Annotated in this window: 20 protein-coding genes; 16 read left to right on the forward strand and 4 right to left on the reverse strand. The window is 70.5% G+C overall.

Annotated elements, in window-relative coordinates:
• From E4F61_RS01325 to E4F61_RS01350, 6 genes are read left to right on the forward strand one after another with little or no spacing between them, the layout of a single operon-like run.
• Entirely contained in the window at nt 1-297 is a 297-nt protein-coding gene (locus tag E4F61_RS01325; RefSeq protein ID WP_133477545.1) for a hypothetical protein, read from the forward strand.
• The gene (locus E4F61_RS01330; RefSeq protein ID WP_133477547.1) at nt 294-1,838 is read left to right on the forward strand and encodes a 4Fe-4S dicluster domain-containing protein; all 1,545 of its coding nucleotides are present in this window, start codon (nt 294-296) and stop codon (nt 1,836-1,838) included. Before E4F61_RS01325 ends, E4F61_RS01330 begins: the two co-directional genes overlap by 4 nt.
• Entirely contained in the window at nt 1,838-2,338 is a 501-nt protein-coding gene (locus tag E4F61_RS01335) for a FixH family protein (RefSeq protein ID WP_133477549.1), read from the forward strand. The genes E4F61_RS01330 and E4F61_RS01335 overlap by 1 nt, the downstream gene beginning before the upstream one ends.
• A 5-nt stretch (nt 2,339-2,343) precedes the next feature.
• Entirely contained in the window at nt 2,344-4,731 is a 2,388-nt protein-coding gene (locus tag E4F61_RS01340; protein ID WP_133477551.1) for a heavy metal translocating P-type ATPase, read from the forward strand.
• Nucleotides 4,728-4,895: a cbb3-type cytochrome oxidase assembly protein CcoS gene (ccoS, locus tag E4F61_RS01345; RefSeq protein WP_133477553.1), complete on the forward strand. Its 168-nt coding sequence runs from the start codon at nt 4,728-4,730 to the stop codon at nt 4,893-4,895. The genes E4F61_RS01340 and ccoS overlap by 4 nt, the downstream gene beginning before the upstream one ends.
• Entirely contained in the window at nt 4,896-5,615 is a 720-nt protein-coding gene (locus tag E4F61_RS01350; RefSeq protein WP_133477555.1) for a sulfite exporter TauE/SafE family protein, read from the forward strand.
• On the opposite strand, the gene E4F61_RS01355 is transcribed toward E4F61_RS01350, so the two are convergent.
• Nucleotides 5,612-6,370: a helix-turn-helix domain-containing protein gene (locus E4F61_RS01355; protein WP_133477557.1), complete on the reverse strand. Its 759-nt coding sequence runs from the start codon at nt 6,368-6,370 to the stop codon at nt 5,612-5,614. The genes E4F61_RS01350 and E4F61_RS01355 overlap by 4 nt on opposite strands.
• Before the next feature lie 190 nt (nt 6,371-6,560).
• Here E4F61_RS01355 and hemN point away from each other — a divergent pair, with 190 nt between their 5' ends.
• The 8 genes from hemN (at nt 6,561) to E4F61_RS01395 (ending at nt 15,509) form a co-directional block, all read left to right on the forward strand.
• Nucleotides 6,561-7,961, forward strand: a complete 1,401-nt coding sequence (gene hemN / locus E4F61_RS01360; protein ID WP_133477559.1) for an oxygen-independent coproporphyrinogen III oxidase — start codon at nt 6,561-6,563, stop codon at nt 7,959-7,961.
• A gap of 19 nt (nt 7,962-7,980) precedes the next feature.
• A complete protein-coding gene (locus E4F61_RS01365) occupies nt 7,981-8,733 on the forward strand; it encodes a helix-turn-helix domain-containing protein (protein WP_238382752.1) in 753 nt (250 codons plus the stop codon).
• A 108-nt stretch (nt 8,734-8,841) separates the two neighbouring features.
• Complete coding sequence (locus E4F61_RS01370; RefSeq protein WP_133477561.1) at nt 8,842-11,154, forward strand: nitric-oxide reductase large subunit; 2,313 nt, start codon at nt 8,842-8,844, stop codon at nt 11,152-11,154.
• Nucleotides 11,155-11,220: 66 nt separating this feature from the next.
• Nucleotides 11,221-11,499 carry a DUF6522 family protein gene (locus E4F61_RS01375; RefSeq protein WP_133477563.1) on the forward strand — a complete coding sequence of 93 codons (279 nt, stop codon included), beginning with the start codon at nt 11,221-11,223 and terminating at the stop codon, nt 11,497-11,499.
• On the forward strand, nt 11,496-12,533 hold the full coding sequence (locus E4F61_RS01380; RefSeq protein WP_133477565.1) for a PLP-dependent cysteine synthase family protein: 1,038 nt from the start codon (nt 11,496-11,498) through the stop codon (nt 12,531-12,533). The genes E4F61_RS01375 and E4F61_RS01380 overlap by 4 nt, the downstream gene beginning before the upstream one ends.
• Nucleotides 12,534-12,577: 44 nt before the next feature.
• The gene (locus E4F61_RS01385; protein ID WP_133477567.1) at nt 12,578-13,798 is read left to right on the forward strand and encodes an NnrS family protein; all 1,221 of its coding nucleotides are present in this window, start codon (nt 12,578-12,580) and stop codon (nt 13,796-13,798) included.
• Nucleotides 13,799-13,807: 9 nt separating this feature from the next.
• A complete protein-coding gene (locus E4F61_RS01390; RefSeq protein WP_133477569.1) occupies nt 13,808-14,209 on the forward strand; it encodes a SirB2 family protein in 402 nt (133 codons plus the stop codon).
• A gap of 172 nt (nt 14,210-14,381) precedes the next feature.
• Nucleotides 14,382-15,509: a GGDEF domain-containing protein gene (locus tag E4F61_RS01395; protein WP_133477571.1), complete on the forward strand. Its 1,128-nt coding sequence runs from the start codon at nt 14,382-14,384 to the stop codon at nt 15,507-15,509.
• Here the strand turns inward: E4F61_RS01395 and E4F61_RS01400 are convergent.
• Nucleotides 15,506-16,699, reverse strand: coding sequence for an alginate export family protein (locus E4F61_RS01400; protein WP_238382753.1), 1,194 nt, complete (start codon nt 16,697-16,699; stop codon nt 15,506-15,508). The two genes, E4F61_RS01395 and E4F61_RS01400, sit on opposite strands and share 4 nt — an antisense overlap.
• A 228-nt stretch (nt 16,700-16,927) precedes the next feature.
• Between E4F61_RS01400 and nirK the strand changes: the two genes are divergently transcribed.
• Both nirK and azu read left to right on the forward strand, forming a co-directional pair.
• Nucleotides 16,928-18,313, forward strand: coding sequence for a copper-containing nitrite reductase (gene nirK / locus E4F61_RS01405; RefSeq protein WP_202908921.1), 1,386 nt, complete (start codon nt 16,928-16,930; stop codon nt 18,311-18,313).
• Nucleotides 18,314-18,441: 128 nt separating this feature from the next.
• Complete coding sequence (gene azu, locus E4F61_RS01410; protein ID WP_238382754.1) at nt 18,442-18,906, forward strand: azurin; 465 nt, start codon at nt 18,442-18,444, stop codon at nt 18,904-18,906.
• 345 nt (nt 18,907-19,251) lie between these two features.
• Here the strand turns inward: azu and E4F61_RS01415 are convergent, their stop codons facing one another.
• Entirely contained in the window at nt 19,252-19,491 is a 240-nt protein-coding gene (locus E4F61_RS01415; RefSeq protein WP_133477575.1) for a hypothetical protein, read from the reverse strand.
• Between the two features lie 78 nt (nt 19,492-19,569).
• Nucleotides 19,570-20,838, reverse strand: coding sequence for a sialidase family protein (locus E4F61_RS01420; RefSeq protein ID WP_133477577.1), 1,269 nt, complete (start codon nt 20,836-20,838; stop codon nt 19,570-19,572).
• Between the last annotated feature and the right edge of the window lie 153 nt (nt 20,839-20,991).

Raw genomic sequence — 20,991 nt, forward strand, 5'->3', positions numbered from 1 at the left:
ATGTCGCAGCCGCAGCCCGTGTTCGACCACCCGCCGCGCCCGATGGCGCAGCGGGTCGGCGCGATCCTCTGGCCGAGCTTCTTCGCCGCGGGCGTCGCGACGATGGTGTTCTTCGCCTACGTCGATCCGCTGGTGCTGCGCGACATGACGTTCCCGCAGCTCGAGATCACCCGCGAGCTCGGCTACACGGTCGGCTTCTTCACCTTCTGGCTCGCCACGAGCGCGTCCAGCCTGTTCACCTGGGTCCTGCTGCGCCCCGCGAGCCGCTTCAACCAGCCGTTGCCGCACGAGAAATGAGCCGTCCGATTCCCCTGCAGATGGTCGACGAGCCCGTCGGCGCCTACGTCAGCGAACGCAAGGTCTATCCGCGTTCGGTGACCGGCTCGCTCGCGCGGCTGCGCGTGTTCGCGGTGGCGTGGCTGCTCGGCATGTTCTACGTGTTCCCGTGGCTGCGCTGGGACGGCCGCCAGGCCGTGCTTTTCGACCTGCCGGCGCGCAAGTTCCACGTCTTCGGGCTGACCTTCTGGCCGCAGGACTTCCTGTTCCTCGCGCTGCTGCTGATCGTCGCCGCGCTCGCGCTGTTCTTCTTCACCGCGCTGGCCGGACGGCTCTGGTGCGGCTACGCCTGCCCGCAGACGGTGTGGACCGAAGTCTTCCTGTGGATGGAGAAGTGGACCGAGGGCGACCGCGCCAGGCGCATCAAGCTCGATGCGGCGCCGTGGGACCGCGAGAAGGTCGCGCGCAAGGGCGCCAAGCACCTGCTCTGGGCGGTATTCGCGCTGTGGACCGGCTTCACCTTCGTCGGCTTCTTCACCCCGATCACCGATCTCGCCGGCCGACTCGTGCCGTTCCATTGGGGCGGCTGGGAAACGTTCTGGGTGCTGTTCTACGCGCTCGCGACCTGGGGCAATGCCGGCTTCCTGCGCGAGCAGGTCTGCAAGTACATGTGCCCGTACGCGCGCTTCCAGAGCGCGATGTTCGACCGCAACACACTGATCATCGCCTACGACCCGATGCGCGGCGAACCGCGCGGCCCGCGCAAGCGCGGCCTGCCGAGCGTCATCGAGCGCGCACGCGGCCTGCTGGCGCGCGTCACCGCCTACGACTACGTATTCCGCGCCGCATTGCATCCCACCGCCGCCGCAGCCGCGGCCGGCGCGGGCGGCACGATCACCTTCGCCGGTGCGGGCGTGGAAGCCGCGCCCCTGCCGAAGTTCGCGCCCGAGGACCTCGGCGACTGCATCGACTGCACGATCTGCGTGCAGGTCTGCCCGACCGGCATCGACATCCGCAACGGCCTGCAGTACGAGTGCATCGCCTGCGGCGCCTGCATCGACGCCTGCGACGACGTGATGGGCAGGATGGGCTATCCGGAAGGCCTGATCCGCTACACGACGCAGAACGCGCTGGAAGGCCACCCGAGCCGCGTACTGCGCCCGCGCATCGTCATCTACGGCGCACTGCTGGTCGCGCTGGTCGCCGCGTGGAGCTGGGGCGTCGGCCACCGCGCACCGCTCACCGTCGAAGCCATGCGCGATCGCAACGCGCTGTACCGCCCGGTCGCCGACGGCATCGACAACGGCTACACGCTCAAGCTCGCCAACAGGACCGACGCGCCGCAGCGCTACCGCATCACGCTCGACGCCGCGTCGCCCGGACTGCAGCTGCGCGGCGTGCCGGAAATCGTGAACGTCCCTGCACAGGCCGTCGTCCCGGTCGAAGTGACCGTGCACGGCCCGGCGACCGCGACCGGCCGCCACCCCTTGCGCTTCACCGTGCGCGCCGCCAACGGCGACGCACAGGCGAGCGTCGACAGCAGCTTCTTCGGATCGATGTGATGCCGCCTGACGAACGTTCCAAGTGGTCCAACCCGGTGATGTGGCTGGTGGTCGGCCTGCCCGTGGTGTCGATGATCTTCGGCATCGGGCTCGTCGTGATCGCCAACCGCGATTCGGATGATGCGATCGTCGACAAGGTCGACCGCACCGCGCAGATGCAGGTGGCCGACCTCGGCCCGGACGCGCGCGCGCAGCAGATGAAGCTGAGCGCGGTGGTGCGCGTCGGCGGCGGCGTGATCGACGTGATCCCGGTGCAGGGCGACTTCGACCGTCGCCGGCCGTTGAAGCTGAGCCTGCTGCATCCCGCGCATTCGGCCGAAGACCGCGTGATCGACGTCGTGCCGGGCCCCACCGGCTGGCACGCGGCATCCGCGGTCGATGGGACCCGCGACTGGAACGTTCGGCTCGCGCCGGCCGACGGTCGTTGGCGCATCGGCGGCCGGCTGCCGAAGGGCCAGCAGGCCGTGGCGCTGCAGCCGGCGCTCCCGGGTGCGGATTGAGCACGATGGACGCGGCGCGCGCTCCCGGCACGCTGTCCCTCGCCCGCTGCTTCCATTGCGGCGAGGCGCTTCCGCCGTCGCCCGCGTTCTTCGAGGTCGAGGGTGCGGCGCAGGCCTTCTGCTGCGACGGCTGCGCGGCGGCCGCGCAATGGATCCGCGACGCCGACCTCGGCGACTACTACCGGCTGCGCAGCGACGCGGCCTCGTGCGTCGGCGCGGAGGACAGCGACTACAGCGCCTGGGATCGCGACGACATGGTCGCCGACCACGCGCGCGACGTCGACGGCGGCCGCGAGATCACCGTCGTCACCGACGGCATGCGCTGCGCCGCCTGCGCCTGGCTGATCGACCGCGCGCTCACGCGCGAGCCCGGCATCGTCGACGTCGGCGCGAACGCGGTGACCGGTCGTATCCGCCTCACGTGGGATCCGGCGGTGACGCCGCTGTCTGCGCCCCTGCGCCGGCTCGCGCTGCTCGGCTATCGGCCCTACCTCGCCGCCGGCCATGCGGATGAATCGGCACGCCGTCGCGCGCGCAACCGGTCGCTGCTGCGCATCGGCCTGGCGAGCCTCGGCGCGATGCAGGCGATGATGTTCGGCGAGGCGCTGTACCTCGACACCAGCGGCTCGATGGGCGTGGCGACGCGCGACTTCCTGCGCTGGGTCACCTTCCTCGTCAGCACGCCCGTCGTGTTCTATGCGGGCTGGCCGTTCCTCGAGGGTGCGTGGCGCGAGCTCCGGCATCGCCGGCTCGGCATGGACGTGCTGGTGGCCACGTCCACGCTGCTCGCCTACGCGGCGAGCGTCGTGGAGACGGTCCGCGGCGGGCCGCACGTCTGGTACGACGCCGCGGTGATGTTCGTGTTCCTGCTGCTCGTCGCGCGCAGCCTCGAGGAGCGCATACGTCGCATCGCGAACGCACAGGTGGATGCGCTGGCCCGCGCGCGGCCGGTGCTCGCGGTGCGCGAGCGCGACGACGGCACGCGCGAGACGGTGCCGGTGTCGGCGCTGCGCGTGGGCGACATCGCCTGCGTCGCGGCCGGCGAGCCGGTGCCCGCCGACGGCACGCTGCTCGACGCCAGTGCGCGCTTCGAGGAATCACTGCTCACGGGCGAGCCGGAGGCGGTGGAACGCCGCGCGGGCGACACCGTGTTCGCCGGCACCATCGGCCGTGAGCGTCCGGCGCGCATCCGTGTCGAGCGCATCGGCGCCGACACGCGGCTGTCCGAGCTGTCGCGGCTGGTCGAGCAGGCGCAGGCGCATCGCCCGCGGCTCGCACAGCTCGCCGACCGCGTCGCCGGCGTGTTCGTCGTCGCCATGCTCGCGGTCGCCGCGGCGACGTGGTCCGCCTGGCATCTCCACGAGCCGGCGCGCGCGCTGGAAGTGACGCTCGCGGTGCTGGCGATCTCCTGCCCCTGCGCACTGTCGCTGTCGATCCCCGCCGCGCTCGCCGCCGCGCATGGCGCGCTCGCACGCAACGGGCTGCTGGCCACGCGGCCCGACGCGCTCGACCGCCTCGCCCGGATCACCGACATCGTCTTCGACAAGACCGGCACGCTCACGCAGGCCGGCACGGCGCTCGGCGCGATGTCGACGTTCGACGGTTTTCCGCGCGGCGAAGCGCTGCGCATCGCCGCCGCGCTCGAGCGCGGCAGCACGCATCCGCTCGCGGCGGCGTTCGCCTCGATCGACGCGCCGGCGGCGGAAGCGGTACGCGTGGTTGCCGCGCAGGGCATCCAAGGCCACGTCGACGGCCGCGACTGGCGCATCGGCCGCGCGGGTTTCGCTGCGGGACGCGAGGATGACGGCGCGCTCTGGCTGGGCGACGGTTCACGGCCGGTAGCGCGCTTCGAGCCCACCGAATCGGTACGCGCCGACGCGATGCCGGCGCTCGAGGCATTGCGCGCGCAGGGGATCGCGGCGCACCTCGCCAGCGGCGACGCGGGCGAGCGGGTCGACGGCGTCGCGCGGCAGCTGTCGATCGACGTCGCCCGCGCGCGCCAGACGCCCGAAGACAAACTCGCCTACGTGCGCGAGCTGCAACGCGAGGGGCGCTTCGTCGCGATGGTCGGCGACGGCATCAACGACGCGCCGGTGCTCGCCGGTGCCGACGTCTCCATCGCGGTCGGCAGCGGCGCCGCGCTCGCGCAGCGCGCGGCCGACGTCGTACTCACCGGCGGCTCGCTGTCGCGGCTCGCATCGGCGGTATCGCTCGCGCGGCGCACGCGCGCGGTGGTGCGGCAGAACCTCGGCTGGGCGCTCGCTTACAACGTTCTCGCGTTGCCGGCTGCGGTGATGGGGCTGGTGCCGCCGTGGATGGCCGCGCTGGGCATGAGCCTCTCGTCGCTCGGAGTGACGCTCAACGCGCTCCGCCTGGCGCGGAGGGCGGCATGAACATCCTGCTGCTGTTGATTCCGCTCGCACTGATGCTGCTGGGCGTGGCGGTGTACGCGTTCTGGTGGGCGGTGAAGCGCGGCCAGTTCGACGATCTCGACACACCCGCCCTCGACATCCTGCGCGACGATCCGCCGCGCGAGCACGCGCCGCGCAGGCGCTGAATGGGCCTCCCCTGGCTGACGCTGCTCTCGGCGCTGCTGACGGGTCTCGTCGGCAGCGGGCATTGCGCGGTGATGTGCGGCGGCATCGCGACCGGCTTTCCGGCGATGGCGCCACGTGCGGGCTGGCGCTACGTGGTCGAGCCGAACCTCGGCCGCGTGCTCGGCTATGCGACGGCAGGCGCGGTCGCCGGCGGCGTCGGCCACGCCATCGTCGACCTGGCCGCGCTGCCGGGGTTGCGAACAGGACTGCGCGTGGCGACGGGCGTCGTCATGATCGTGATCGGCCTGCGGCTGGTAGCGGCGAACCGGGCGGCCTGGCCCTATTCGAGCCTGGGCGGCGGGTTGTGGCGCGTGCTCAAGCCGCTCCAACGCGGGCTGCTGCCTGCCAACACCCCGGGCAAGCGCCTTGCGCTCGGCGCGCTCTGGGGCTGGATGCCCTGCGGACTCAGCACCACGATGCTCACCGCGGCCTGGCTGCAGGCGGGCGCGGCGAACGGGGCATCGACGATGGCCGCCTTCGGCCTCGGCACGCTGCCGGTGATGCTGCCGCTGACGTGGTCCGGCCTGCACGTGGGCCGGCGCCTGCTGCAGGGCGGCGCGCGCACGGCAGCGGGCGCGCTGGTGGTACTGGCGGGGCTGGTGACGGTCGCGGCGCCGTGGCTGATGGCGGTGCCGGCGTTGCACGGGCCGCTGCGCGCGCTGGGCTGCCTGCCGGTCTAGGCGCGGGCCCGCGGGCGCTCGCGGTCGCCGTCCTGCCCGTGCACGAGGCGATCGAGCTCGGCGACGTCGAGGATCTCCACCTTGCGGCCGTGCACCGAAATGACGCCGTCCTCCTGCAGCCGCGTGAAGCCGCGGCTGACGGTCTCGAGCGCGAGGCCGAGGAAGCGCGCGATGTCCTCGCGGCTCATCGGCAGGCGGATGCGGTCCGGCGGCTCGCCGATCGTGCGCAGCCGCTCGCTCAGGCCGTGCAGGAACAACGCGATACGCTCGTTGGCCTGGCGGCGCACGAGCATCTCGCGGTGGTCCTGGTCGCGGCCCACGCTCTGGCCGATGACGCGCATCAGCTGGCGCTGCAGGCCGGGAATGTGCGAAGCCACGGTCGACAGCTCGTCGAACGGCACTTCACAGACGTTGGCGCGCGTGAGTGCGACCGCTTCCACGCGGTGCGAGCCGGTGCCCAGCGCATCGAGGCCGATCAGCTCGCCTGGCAGGTGGAAGCCGATGACCTGCTCCTCGCCTTCCTCGTTGACCAGCACCGTCTTGAAGGTGCCGTCGCGCGCGACGAAGACCGAGCCCATGCGGTCGCCCTGCCGGAACAGGCGCTCACCGGCCTCGACCGGCCGCTTGCGCTTGACGATGTCCTCGAGCTCCTGCAGCTCCGAAAGGCTGATGCCGGCAGGCAGGCAGAGCTGCTGCAGCGAACAGCTGGCGCAGCCCTTGCGGAGGGTGATGAGGTCGATCGGGGTGGCCGACATCGGAGCACGCAGCGGCGGAACGAGGTGCCAGCCTACCTCAGCCGTACGCAACCACGGGTGACCGGCGTGTAGAGCGTGTGAAGTCGACCGGTGGCCGCTGCCGGTGGCGCGTCGCCGCGTTTTGCCTGCGTTGTGCCCCCGATTGATCCCGGTCAAGTCGACCCCGGCAGGCGCTGGCTAGTCTGCCGCCATGCCAAACAACCACGCCTCCATCGACCGCGGCCTGCTCGAGCGCTACAACCGCCCGGGCCCGCGCTACACCTCCTACCCGACCGCGCCGCAGTTCCGCGACTCGTTCGGCGAAGCGGAGCTGCGCGCCGCCGCGGCCGCCAGCAACGGCGACCCGATCCCGCGCCGGCTGTCGATCTACGTGCACGTGCCGTTCTGCGCGAGCCCGTGCTTCTACTGCGGCTGCAACCGCATCATCACCCGCGACAGGTCGCGGGGCGAGCTGTACCTCGCGCGTCTGTACCGCGAGATCGCGCTCATGGCGGAGCTGTTCGACCGCGATCGCGAGGCGATCCAGCTGCACTTCGGCGGCGGCACGCCGAATTTCCTGTCGCCCGATCAGCTGGGCGACCTGGTGCAGTCGCTGCGGCGCCACTTCCATTTCGCCGACCACCGCGAGAGCGATATCTCGATCGAACTCGATCCGCGCTTCGTCGACCCGAGCGAAGTCGCCGCGCTGGGCCGCATCGGTTTCAACCGCGCGAGCCTGGGCGTGCAGGACTTCGATCCCGACGTGCAGGCCGCGGTGAACCGCATCCAGAGCGTCGGGGAGACGCGCGCGGTGGTCGACGCCTGCCGCGACGCCGGCTTCCGCTCCGTCAACATCGACCTGATCTACGGCCTGCCCAAGCAGACGCCCGAAGGTTTTTCGCGCACGCTCGACCAGGTGCTCGCGATCCGCCCGGATCGCCTCGCCGTCTACAGCTATGCGCACCTGCCGGACCTGTTCCGCGCGCAGAAGCAGATCAATGCGGAAGACCTGCCGACGCCGGAGGTCAAGCTTTCGCTGATGCACATGGCGATCACCCGGCTCACCGCCGCGGGCTACGTCTACATCGGCATGGACCACTTCGCGCTGCCCGACGACGAACTCGCCACCGCGCAGGCGCGCGGCGGGCTGCACCGCAACTTCATGGGCTACACCACGCATGCCGACAGCGACCTGATCGGCCTCGGCGTCAGCGCGATCAGCCACATCGGCAGCACCTTCAGCCAGAACCCGCGCGACCTGCCGAGCTGGGAGAAGGCGCTCGACGAAGGTCGCCTGCCGGTGTTCCGCGGCCTGCACATGACCGAGGACGACGAGCTGCGCGCCGACCTGATCCAGGCGCTCATGTGCCAAGGCGAAATACCGGTGGCCGCACTCGAGCGACGCTACGGCATCGAGTTCGACCGCTACTTCGACGGCTCGTTGCACGCGCTCGAGCCGCTGGAAGCCGACGGGCTGGTGCGCCGCGACAAGGGCCGCATCCTGGCCACCTCGCAGGGCCGGCTGCTGCTGCGTAATATCGCGATGTGCTTCGACGCCTACCTCGATCGCCCCGCCGACGTGGCCCGGCCGCGCTTCTCGCGTGCGATCTGACGCATCGGCGGCCCGCGCCGTGATCCCCACCGCGTTCCCGCGGCAGGACGCGCGCACGCTCGCCGACGACGGCGACGCGCTGCGCTTCTGCTCGACCTGCGCGTTCTCCGATGCCTGCCTGTCGCAGGGCATGGACAAGTCCTCGCTGCAGGACCTGCACGTGCTGGTCGAGCACGTCGGGCCGCTCGCCGCCGGCGACCATGTGTTCCGCGAGGGCGACCGCTTCGAGGCGATCGCCGCGGTGCGCGCCGGCACGGTCAAGACCTACGTCATCGACCGCGACGGCCGCGAGCACGTGCTCGGCTTCCACCTGCCCGGCGAGGTCATCGGCCTCAACGCCATCGACGGCGACCACTATCCCTGCAATGCCGTGGCGCTGGACACGGTGATGCTCTGCCGCTTCTCGTTCCCGCAGATCGAGCTGCTGGCCACGCGCGTGCCGGGCCTGCAGCGGCAGCTGTTCCGCTTGATGAGCCGTGACATCGGCCGCGCCGCGCTGCTGGCCGGCGACTTCACCGCCGACCAGCGCACCGCCGCGTTCCTCGTCGGCTTCTCGCGCCGGCTCGCCGCGCGCGGATTTTCACCCCATCGGTTCCAGCTGACGATGGCGCGCACCGACATCGCGAATTACCTGCGCCTCGCCCCGGAAACGGTGAGCCGCGTACTCAAGCGGTTCCAGCAGGACGGGCTGGTGTCGGTCGACCGGCGCGAGCTCGAGCTGCTGAATCCGGCTGCGCTCGAGGCACTGGCCGCGCCGGTGCTGCGCGAATAGTCGTGACGGCGTCCGCGGTCCGCGTCGATTCCCGCCGCGATTGACCTGAGTCAAGGTAGCGACCCACCCCATCGCCCAGCATGACGCCGAACCGAACGGAGTCATGCCATGAGCAGTACACGCAAGTTGTGGTGGGGGCTTGCCGCGTTGCTGGTCGCGTCGTTCTCGGTATTGCTGTGGGCAGGCGGAGAGATCTTCCGCGCCGCGCCGCCGATACCCGAGCGCGTCGTGTCCGAAAGCGGCCAGCTGGTCTACACGAAGGACGACATCCAGACCGGCCGCCAGGTCTGGCAGTCGATGGGCGGCATGCAGCTGGGCTCGATCTGGGGCCACGGTGCCTACGTCGCGCCCGACTGGTCGGCCGACTGGCTGCACCGCGAAGCCGTCGACGTGCTCGACCAGTGGGCACGCGCCGAAGGCGTCGCGTCGTACGCGGCCCTGCCGGCCGAGCGCCAGGCGGCGCTGCAGGCACGCCTGCAGCCGATGATGCGTCGCAATACCTACGACGCGGGCACCGGCACGATCACGGTCACGCCGGAGCGTGCGCAGGCCGCGGCGAACGTCGCGCTGCACTACGAGAGCCTGTTCGGCAACGATCCGGCCACGCATTCGCTGCGCGAGGCGTACGCGATGAAGGAGAACACGGTGCTCGACGCGGGCAATCGCCGCGCGCTCACCGCGTTCTTCTGGTGGACGGCCTGGGCGGCGACCACCGAGCGTGCAGTCGCCGCCGACGCGCCCGCGTTCAAGGGCGGGCCGGTCGACCAGGTGGTCACTTACACGAACAACTGGCCGCACGAGCCGCTGGTGGGCAACAGGCCCGCGCCCGCGCTGTGGGGCTGGTCGCTGTTCAGCGTGCTGTTCCTGATCGCGGGCGTCGGCCTGCTCGGCTGGTGGCATGCACGCCAGAAGGACGAGCACCCGACGACGCTGCCCGCCACCGATCCGCTGGCGATGCTGCGCATCACGCCGTCGATGCGCGCGACCGCGAAGTACTTCTGGGTGGTGCTGGCGCTGTTTTTGGTGCAGATCCTGATGGGCGCAATGACCGCGCACTTCCAGGTCGAGGGTCAGAAGGCCTACGGCTTCGACCTCTCCAGCGTGCTGCCCTACTCGATCACGCGCACCTGGCATACGCAGCTGGCGGTGCTGTGGATCGCGGTGGCCTGGCTCGGCACCGGGCTGTACATCGCACCGGCGCTCAGCGGCCATGAGCCGAAGTTCCAGCGGCTCGGCGTCAACGTCCTGTGGGTCTGCCTGCTCGTCATCGTGGTCGGCTCGTTCGCCGGCCAGTGGCTGGCGGTCATGCAGAAGCTCGGGCTGAAGAACAACTTCTGGTTCGGCCACCAGGGCTGGGAATATGCCGACATGGGCCGCTTCTGGCAGGTGTTCCTGTTCGTCGGCCTGATGCTGTGGCTCACGCTGGTCGGCCGCGCGCTGTGGCCGGTGCTGCGCTCGACGAAGGACGAGACCAAGCCCATCGTCGGCCTGATGTTCCTGTCCACCGTCTGCATCGGCCTGTTCTTCGGCTCGGCGCTGATGTGGGGCGAGAAGACGCACATCGCGGAAGTCGAGTACTGGCGCTGGTGGCTGGTGCACCTGTGGGTCGAGGGCTTCTTCGAGGTGTTCGCCGCGGCGGTGATGAGCCTGATCTTCGTGAAGCTGGGCCTGGTGCGTGCCAAGACCGCCGCGACCGCCGTGCTGTTCTCGACGGTGGTGTTCATGACCGGCGGCGTGCTCGGCACCCTGCACCACCTGTACTTCGTCGGCACGCCGACGGCGGTGGTGGCGCTGGGCGCGAGCTTCTCGGCGCTGGAAGTCGTCCCGCTCGCCTTCATCGGCTTCGAGGCCTACCACACCTACAGGATGGGCGAAGCGACGCCGTGGATGGCCCGCTACAAGTGGATCATCCTGTTCTTCGTGGCGGTGTGCTTCTGGAACCTGGTCGGTGCGGGCCTGTTCGGCTTCCTGATCAACCCGCCGCTGTCGCTGTACTACATGCAGGGCCTGAACCTCACGGCGCTGCATGGACACACCGCGCTGTTCGGCGTGTACGGCATGCTCGGCCTCGGCCTGATGATGTTCTGCCTGCGCGGTCTGCGCGGCCAGATGGTGTGGAACACCGCACCGGTCAGGGTCGCGTTCTGGTCGCTCAACATCGGCCTCGCGATGATGGCCCTGCTGACACTGCTGCCGATGGGCGTGAGCCAGCTGTTCGCGAGCATCGAGCACGGCTATGCGTATGCGCGCTCGGCCGAGTTCATGAACCGCCCGATCATCGACATGCTGGTGTGGATGCGCGTGCCGGGCGACACGGTGTTCAGCATCGGCGCGGTGTCGCTGGCCTGGTTCGTGCTGCGGCTGTGGGTGGCGCCGCGGCGCGAGGCCGCCGCGGTCGATACGGCACCCGTGCGTCGCTGAGCGATGCGTTGATGCAAGCGACGGCCCGGCCCCTGCGCCGGGCCGTCGTGTTTCCGGAGTCCTGAGATGCACGAACAACAACGCCTTCTTCCCGGCGCCGAGCCGATGCCCGACATCGCGATCGACGCCGCGCTCGTCGCCCCGCGCCTCGGCCTCGACGTCGACACCTTCCGCGCGCTCATGGACGACGGCCGCATCCGCGTGCTCTGCGAACGCGGGGTCGGGGACGACGCCGGCCGCTACCGCGCGACGTTCTACTACCACGCCGCGCGGGCCCGGCTGGTCGTCGATGCACAGGGCCGGCTGCTGCAGGCCGAACCCGCCCTTGCGGGAAGCGCGCCATGAACGCCGCGCGCCGGTGGGTTCGCGACGCGGTCGCCGCGCTCGAACGCGAGGCCGCGCGGTCGGCCGATACGCATCTCCTCCATGTCGCGCTGCCGACACATCCCGGCATCGACGTCTATTTCAAGGACGAGTCCTCGCACCCGTCCGGCAGCCTCAAGCACCGGCTCGCCCGCTCGCTGTTCCTCTACGCGCTCTGCAACGGACGGCTGCAGGCCGGCCAGCGCGTGGTCGACGCCTCGTCGGGCAGCACCGCGATCTCCGAAGCCTGGTTCGCGCGGCTGCTGGGCCTTGAGTTCACCGCGGTGATGCCGGCCTGCACCGCGCCCGGGAAGATCCGGGTGGTCGAACGCCTCGGCGGCCGCTGCGACCTCGTCGACGATCCCGCCGACGTGTACGCACGCGCGCGTGCGCATAGCGACGACGGCGCCTGTCATCTGGACCAGTTCGGCCTGGCCGAGCGCGCGACCGACTGGCGCGGCAACAACAACATCGCCGAGTCGCTGCTCTCGCAGCTCGCGCGCGAGCACCATCCGGTGCCCACGTGGATCGTCTGCGGCGCGGGCACCGGCGGCACGTCTGCGACGATCGGACGCTACCTGCGCTATCGCGGGCTGGACACGCGGCTGTGCGTGGCCGAGCCGACCGGGCGCGCCTTCGCGATCGGCTGGGCATCGCGCGGCTCCGACGCCCGCGCCACGCGTCCGACCGTCATCGAAGGCATCGGCCGGCCGCATGCGGAACCGGGCTTCCTCTACGATGTGGTCGACCGCGTGGTCGAAATCGACGATGCGCGATCGATCCGGGCCATGCGGCACCTGGAAGAGCTGCTAGGCCAGCGCTACGGCGGCTCGTCGGGCACCAACTTCGCCGCCTGCCTGCAGCTGGCCGACGAGATGCGCGCGGCGGGCACGCGGGGCAGCGTCGTCAGCCTGCTCTGCGATCGTGGTGAACGCTACGCGCAGACGCTGTACTCGCCCGCCTGCCTGCGCGCGCACGGCCTCGACATCGCGGACGACGTCGCGGAAACCGTCTGATCTGGATCAATGCGGGCCGCTCCGCGCGGGCGGAGACTGTCCGCATGGATGCCCTCACCCGTACGACCGCCGGCCCCCGGCACCTCTTCGCCGCGCCGCACCGGCTGCTGTTCTTCGTCGGCGCGACCAACGTGCTGCTCGCCATGGCCTGGTGGGCCGCCTGGCTCGGCGCGCAGCGCTTCGGTTGGACGATGCCGTCGTCCGGGCCGTATGCCGGCTGGTTGCATGCGTTCGTCATGCAGTACCAGATGCTGCCGAGCTTCGTGTTCGGCTTCCTGCTGACCACGTTCCCGCGCTGGATGGGCCTGCCCGACATCGAGCGCTGGCGCTATGCGCCGGTCGGCATCGGCCTGTTCGGCGGGCAGTTGATGACGCTGCTCGGGGCGATCGGCTGGGACGCCGGCATCGTCGTCGGCGCCTTCATGACGCTCGCCGGCTGGCTCGCGGGCATCGCGACGCTCGGGCCGCTGCTGTGGCGCGAGAAGGGCACGACGTGGCATGCGCGCTCGTGCTTCGCCGCGTTGCTGATCGGGCTCGTCGGCGTACTGGCGTGGACCGGCTTCCTGCTGGCCGGCTCGCCGGGGCTGGCCTACGCCGCGATCAAGCTCGGCGGCTTCGGCCTGCTGCTGCCGCTGTACTGGACGGTCGCGCATCGCATGTTTCCGTTCTTCGCGGGCAACGTGGTCAAACCGTACACGGCGTGGCGGCCGATGTGGCTGCTGGCGGCGCTGTGGCCCGCCGCGCTCGCGCACCTGGGTCTGGAACTCGCGCATGCCTATGCCTGGACGTGGATCCCCGACCTCGTGCTGCTGGCACTGTCGTCCACCGCGCTCGCGCGCTGGTGGCCGAAGGGTCGCAAGCCGTTCCTGCTGACCGCGCTGTTCCTCGGCCTGGCCTGGCTGCCGGTCGCGTTCGCGCTGTACACGATGCAGAGCCTCGCCTACCTGCTGCTGGGCGAGTACCTGCTCGGCCGCGGGCCGGCGCATGCCTTGTTCATCGGTTTCTTCGGCTCGGTGCTGGTGGCGATGGTCACGCGCGTGACGCAGGGCCATTCGGGTCGCCCGCTCGCGATGCCGAAGGTGGCGATCTACGCCTTCGCCGCGATCAACGTCGTCGCGGTGACGCGTGTATTCGCCGAGATCAGCCACGACCCCATGCTGTGGCAGGTGCTCGCCGCCGCGGGCTGGCTCGTCGCGTTGACGCCATGGATCCTGCGCGTCGGCAGTATCTACCTCGCGCCGCGCGTCGACGGCCGACCGGGCTGAGGCATCGCCATGATCGAGTTCTATCCGCAGATCAAGGCCGTGCACATCGCCATGGTGCTGGCCAGCGGCCTGCTGTTCGCGCTGCGCGGCGCAGGCGTGCTGGCCGGCATGCACTGGCCCATGCGGCTGCCCGTGAAGCTGCTGAGCTACACGATCGACACCACGCTGCTCACCGCGGCGCTGATGCTGTTCACGATCCTGCCGCACGCGATGTTCTCCAACGGCTGGCTCACGGCCAAGCTGGTGCTGCTCGTCGTCTACATCGGCCTGGGCACGTTCGCCCTCAAGCGCGGTCGCACCCGCCGCACGCGCGCGATCACCTACGTCACCGCGCTCTGCGTGTTCGGCTTCATCATCTCGATCGCCCGGGCGCACCATCCGCTCGGGCTGTTCTTCATGCTGCGGGGCTGAGGCATCGACGAAGCGATTCCCTGCGGCGCCAAGCAGGCGCGGCCGCGCGCGGTCCTACCGTACGCCCCGGCTCGACCACGGCAACGACATCCGTTATATCGACGACTACCTGAACAACCGGGGTCGCGCATCCGCGCAAACCGGGTCGCCTGACCACGCACCGGGGGGAGCGATGGCGGAAACGATCGACGAACCGGCCACGTCCGGCCTGGCCTCGCGCATCGCCGCGAGCACGCGCGTGCCCGCGGCCTGCGCGCTCGAGCGCGACCAAATCGTGCACGCACGCGTGCGCACGCTTGCGCCCGTGCTCGCCGTGCTCACGCTCGGGTGGATCGTGCTCGACGCCGCGGTGCTGCGCCCGGCCGACGTCGCGCGCATCGCCTCGCTGCGTATCGCCATCGCGGCCGCGCTGATGCTGATCGCGCGCATGCCGCGTCGGCTGCCGGCGCCCGTCATGCTGCGCGCCTTCGTCTGGGTGCAGGCGCTCGGCTTCGGCGCGATGCAACTGCTGCTGCGGCCAATGGACATCGCCGGCGAGGTGGGCTACGGCCTGTTTCCGTTCGTGATCGCCGCGCAGCTCGCGCTTTTCCCGGCGCCGTGGACGCAGACGCTGCGCGATGCTATCGCCCCCGCAACGTCGCTGGCGCTCGTGTTCCTGTGGCGCCATGCCGCGCTCGGCCCCGCCGACTGGCGCGACATCTGGCTACTGGTGCTGCTCACCGCGCTGGCGGCCTGGACGGCGCAGGCGCAGCTGCGCCTGCTCGTCGACCTGCTCGGCGCCCGCCGTGAAGCCGCGCAGGACGCACTGACCGGCCTCGCGAACCGCCGCACGCTCGACGTCCGGCTCGCCGCCGAGCACGAGCGGGTGCGGCGCCACGGCGACCCGCTGTCGGTGCTGATGCTCGACCTCGACTTCTTCAAGCGCGTCAACGACGAGCATGGCCATGCCGCCGGCGACCGCGTGCTCGCCGCCGCGGCCGGTGCGCTTGCCGACGAGCTGCGTGCGATCGACCTCGGCGCACGCTTCGGCGGCGAGGAGTTCTGCGCGATGCTGCCCGAGACGCCGCTCGACGACGCCCTGCGCGTCGCCGAGCGCATCCGTCGCCGTATCGGCGCGATGCAGACCGACTTCGGTGGCAAGGCGATTCCGGTGACGGTGAGCATCGGCGCCGCGCAACTTGCCGAGGGCGAAACCATCGGCAGCCTGCTGGCGCGCACCGATGCCGCGCTGTACGAGGCCAAGCGCGGCGGCCGCAATCGCTGCGTCGCCGCGCCGGCCCCAGGCGACGCCGCCGCCTAGCGGGCCAGCGGCGCGGGGTTCCACTCCAGCTGCAGCCACGTCTTGCGCGTGTCGCGCGAGAACGCATCGGCGTCGTAGGCCGCGACCTTCACCAGCGCCTTCAGCGTCGGCGAGAACGGCATGCCGATCGACGCGTCCAGCTCGCGGCCGTAATGCTGGCCGCCGATGTCGCTGCGGTAGTCGTGCCAGGCCGCCTGCCATTCGAGCGCGCCATGCGAACGCGCCTTGTCGAACTGGCCACCGGCCGCGACGTAGCGGTCCTCGAGGCCGTTCGCGGGCGTGGTCGTGAAGCGGTCCGCCCAGCCGTTGAAGGCGTGCAGCGTGGCGAGCGGCGTCTGCAGCGCATGGCGGCCGTTGCCGCCGAGGTGCTCCCAGCCCGCCTTGAACGTCACGCCATGCGCCACCACCGACGGCTCGACGAGCCAGTAGGTATGCGCGAAGTCGAGCGGGTTGTCCGCATAGTCGCGCTGGCCCGCGAGCTCGGCGGTGACGCCCCAAGGCCGTTCCTTGGATGGCGCCAGTGCATAGCGCGCACCCCACGTCGCGGTGGAGGCGGTTTCGACGTCCCGGTCCTCGACCAGATAGCCGTAGCCGGTCAGGCGCTGCGCACCGCGCGTCCACGCCGCGTTGAGCAGGTGGCCGTCGAGATCGCGTTGGCGCGCGAGCCGATCGATCGCATTGTCGCCATTGACTCGATGCACGCGAGTCACGGCGCTGTAGCGCAGCACGACGTCCTTCAGGGGCGCGGCCTGCAGGCTGATGGCGTCGAACGTCTGCTCGTTCTGGCGCCAGCCCACGTTGCCGACCCAGCGCTGGTTGTCGAGCACGATGCGTTGCCGGCCGACGACTGCCGAGTTGGCGCCGCGGTGCCAGCGCAGCCAGGCCTGGTTGAGCTCGACGCCCTGCGGATCCGCGACGGTGGGATACGCGGTGCGTCGGTTCGCGGTGCTGTTGTAGTCGTCGCCGAGCGCTCCGACGGCTTCGCCTTCGACGAACGCCTCCCACGCATCGGTGATCTGCCAGCGAAACGCACCGCGCAGGCGGAGCGTGGTCGCGCTGGCCGTGTGTGCGAACAGGTCGTCGTCGACGCGCTCGTAGCGTAGGCGCGCGGCGGTTTCCCAGCTGACGCGCGGCGGCGGATCGGCAGGCGCGGCGATCGCGGCCGCGGGCAGCAGGGCGAGAAGGGACATAGGAAGAAGCGAACGGCTTGCCATGACGGTCTGCAACTGATCGTGCCGATTGCACGCCGCCAGCGTGTCGATGCGCACGGGGCGGCGCATTGACGCAGATCAACCGGCACCACCTGCACGAAGACGCCACGTCGCAAAGAACGTTGTCCAACTTGATCTGGATCAGGGCGGGCCTGATCGCGCATTCCTAACGTAGCGTCCAGACCAAACGACCCACTGGAGCACGTTGTGAAAAAGTCCATCCTCCTGCTTGCCATCAGCCTGGCATTGGGCGTGGCACCGCAGGCCTTCGCCCAGCACGGCGCCCATAACCCGACCAACGTCGCGCCCGTGGCCGACGTGAGCTTCACCCTGCGCACGCAGATCGCCGACGGCAAGCTGGTCTTCATCGGCGATGCCGGCACCATCAACGGCCAGGTCAATCCCGAGCTGCGCGTGGCCGAAGGCAAGGTCGTGCAGATCACCCTGGTGAACGGCGACGGCGCGCTCCACGACATCAGCGTGCCGGACTTCGGCGCGAAGTCCGACCAGGTTTCGGGCAAGGGCGCCGCGACGACCATCGTCTTCCGCGTCAACAAGGCCGGCGAGTTCGAATACTTCTGCACGCTGCCCGGCCACAAGGCCGCCGGCATGGTCGGCAAGCTCGTGGTGGGTGACGTCAAGCAGGCCGCGTCCACGGCCGCCGACATCTCGCAGGATCCGCATGCGGTCGGCAAGACCGTGGGGAACCGCGCGGCCCAGAACCTCAGCATCGACCTCACCACGCACGAGGTGGAAGGCAAGCTGTCCGACGGCAGCACCTACCGCTACTGGACGTTCGACAACAAGGTGCCGGGCCCGTTCCTGCGCATCCGCCAGGGCGACACGGTGAAGGTGAACCTGTCGAACGCACCCGACAGCGTGAACATCCACTCGATCGACTTCCATGCCGTGACCGGGCCCGGCGGCGGAGCCGCGGTCACGCAGGTCGCGCCGGGCCAGTCCAAGTCGTTCACCTTCAAGGCGCTGAATCCGGGCCTGTACGTCTACCACTGCGCGACGCCTATGGTGGCGCACCACATCTCCAACGGCATGTACGGGATGATCCTCGTCGAGCCGGCCGGCGGCCTGCCGAAGGTGGACCGCGAGTTCTACGTCATGCAGGGCGAGCTCTACACCGCGCAGAAGCACGGCACCAAGGGCCTGCAGGAGTTCTCGCTCGACAAGCTGCTCGACGAGAAGCCCGAGCACCTGACCTTCAACGGTTCCATGGACGCGCTGACCAAGACGTACAAGATGGAAGCAAACACCGGCGAGACGGTGCGCATCTTCTTCGGCGTCGGCGGCCCGAACCTGACCTCGAGCTTCCACGTGATCGGCGAGGTCTTCGACCGCGTGTACAACCTCGCCTCGCTCACCAGCCCGCCGCTGACCAACGTGCAGACCACGCTGGTCCCGCCGGGCGGCGCGGCCATGGTGGAGTTCAAGGTCGACCACCCCGGCCGCTACATCCTCGTCGATCACGCGCTGTCGCGACTGGAGAAGGGCCTGGTCGGCTTCCTCTACGTCAACGGCGAGGACAAGGAGCAGGTATTCAAGAGCGAAACCCCGATGGACCCCAATTCGGGCCATTGAAACCGCGCGGCTGAACGGTTCCGCACGGGCGTGAGGGCGCCCGTGCGGAACTGATCTGGATCAAGGCGGCATCGGCCACGCGACGCGACACTACATCCACACCAAACGACACACCCACGGACACCTCCATGAAGACCATGACCCACTTCGCCGGCCTCCTCGCCCTGCTCGGCCTGGCGGCGTACGGCAATACCGCGGCTGCCGCGACCTGCTCCACCACCGTGGAAGCCAACGACGCGATGCAGTTCAATACCAAGGCCATCGCGGTGCCGGCGAGCTGCAAGCAGTTCGCGGTCACGCTCAAGCACTCCGGGCAACTGCCGGCGGCGGTGATGGGCCACAACCTCGTCGTGAGCAAGGCGGCCGACGCCGCGGCGGTGGGCACGGACGGCATGAAGGCCGGCGCCGCCGCGAATTACGTGAAAGCTGGCGATGCGCGCGTCGTCGCCGCGAGCAAGCTGATCGGCGGCGGCCAGTCGACGGTGATGAATATCCCGGTCGGCAAGCTCAAGGCGGGCGAGTCGTACGCGTTCTTCTGCTCGTTCCCCGGCCACTCCTCGATGATGCGCGGCACGCTGTTGCTCGCGAAGTAACGACGGCGGGTGCGGTCAAGGCGCCGGCGGGTAGAAGCCCGCCGGCGTTTTCGTGTCTGGCGTTGCCGACGGGCCACCGCGTCGCGGCCAGTGCGGGACCGCTGCGGACACCAACGAAATGCAATTGCGACATGCGGTGTCGGCGTCACCTTCAGATACGGCGACGCTCGCAAGTCCGCCATGGCCGACTGAACGTCTGGCGATGTGCCCTCCGCACCGGCGGGAATGGCCACGCACCGCCCCGACACATGCATACGCGAACGGGCCGCCTTCCGGCGACGGGTTCGACTTCTCTCGCAATGAGCTGATCGCCCGCGGCGCGTGCCGCCGGGAGATGCGTTCGCGTCAGCCGCCGCAGCCCCCGCAGCACTGCGACGGCAGCTGGTCGACCTCCGTCGAGGCGACATCGACGCCCGTGCGACCGAGCGCATCGAGCACGGCATGGGTGCCGAGCACGGTGGACATGCGCAGCGTGCGCGTGCCGGGCGCGAGGTCGACCACCGCCGCCGGGTCGGCGTCGGTGATCAGCTGGGTGAACAGCGGGAGGTCGAGCGTGGCGGGCACGCCCGCGATTTCGTACTGCATGGGATCGGCTCCGGTCGGGAGCCATCATCTTTCGACCGCGCGCGTCGCGGCGCGCTGATCCAGGTCAAGCCGATGCGTTCACAGGCGCCTGCCCACGAGCTGGGGCCGGCCGTCGACGGTGTCGGTCCATACCGCGTACGCCGCATCGCCCGTCGCCGCCAGGCGCGGCATGCCGGCACCGTTGCCGCGGGTGTGCAGTGTTGCCACGACGGTGGCGGGTGACGCGCTCGCCGACGACCAGCCGCGGTGCACGGCCTTCAACGCCTGCACGCCGTTCGCCTCCTCGATCCAGCCCAGCCACGCGCCGCGCGCGTCGCCGGCCACGGCGACCCGACCGAGCACGCCGGCACCCTGCGCGAGCGGCACGGCATCGCCGAAGTGCTCACCACCGTCCTCGCTCATCGCGTAGCTGACGCGCGGCGCGTCGCCGGGCGCCGTGTACCAAGCCGCCACCACGCGATGCCCCGTCGCGGCGACCGCGGGCCCGTTGACCGGACATCCGGGCATGACCCAGCCATCCGCGTGCACCGCGCCGACGTCGCGCCAGGCGCCGTCGCGCAGCACCGCGGCATGGATGTCGCGCACCTCGTCGGCGGTGCGGTCGCGATAGACCATCACCGGGCCGTCGTCGGCGAGCGCCACCGCGGTATGGCAGCAATCGCAGACCGTCGAATCGATCGCCGTTTCGCCGTGACGCTGCAGGCGCGCATCGAACACGGCGGCGCGCAGCATCTGCATCGGCCCGCCGTGCCCTTCGTGCATTTCGTCGACGCCAGTCTTGGCGCGCCCGTCCAGCCATGCGACGCCGATCGAATCCGGCGACGCGCGCCAGAGCGACACGAAGCCGTGCTCGGTCGCGGTGCCGTCGGTGTTGACCGGCACCGGCACCGACCAGCTCGCGCCGCCGTCGCCCGAACGCGCGACCACCACGTCGCGGGCGTGGCCACCCGTCGGCGAGGCGCGCATCCACGTCGCCCACAGCGCGCCGTCCCGCGTCTGTTCGATCTGCGGCGTGTCGACGGCATTGCCGAACCAGTCGCCGCGGGCCACCGTCGCGGCAGGCGTCCAGCGACCGTCCTTCCAACGTGCGACGCGCAGAGTGCGGCCGCCCTCGGCGCCCGACGTGCCTTCGACCCACGAGAGCAGCAGCGCGCCGTCGGGCGCCACCGCGAGGTCGGGCTGCATGCCGTCGCGCACGGGCAGCGTCCAGGGCGCCTGGGCGGTCGCGGCGGTGGCCGGCGCCTTCGGTGCCGAGGCCGATGGCGCCGCCGGTTGGCGCGAACAGGCGGCGATCGCCAGCACGACGGCGACGGCGAGTGTCGCGCGGGTCGCAAGGTCAGTAGTCATAGCGCGCCTCCATCGACCACGTGCGCTGGTTGTACGGGTGGAAGTTCCAGTAGGTCGCATTGTTCACGTTGTCGATGCCGAGCGCAGCGCTGAGGTGCGCGTCGCGACGGTAGCGCAGGCGCAGGTCGGCGACCAGGAACGGGCTGGTGCCCG

Origin of the sequence: Cognatilysobacter segetis, assembly GCF_004359965.1 — a bacterium.
Lineage (GTDB): Bacteria > Pseudomonadota > Gammaproteobacteria > Xanthomonadales > Xanthomonadaceae > Cognatilysobacter > Cognatilysobacter segetis.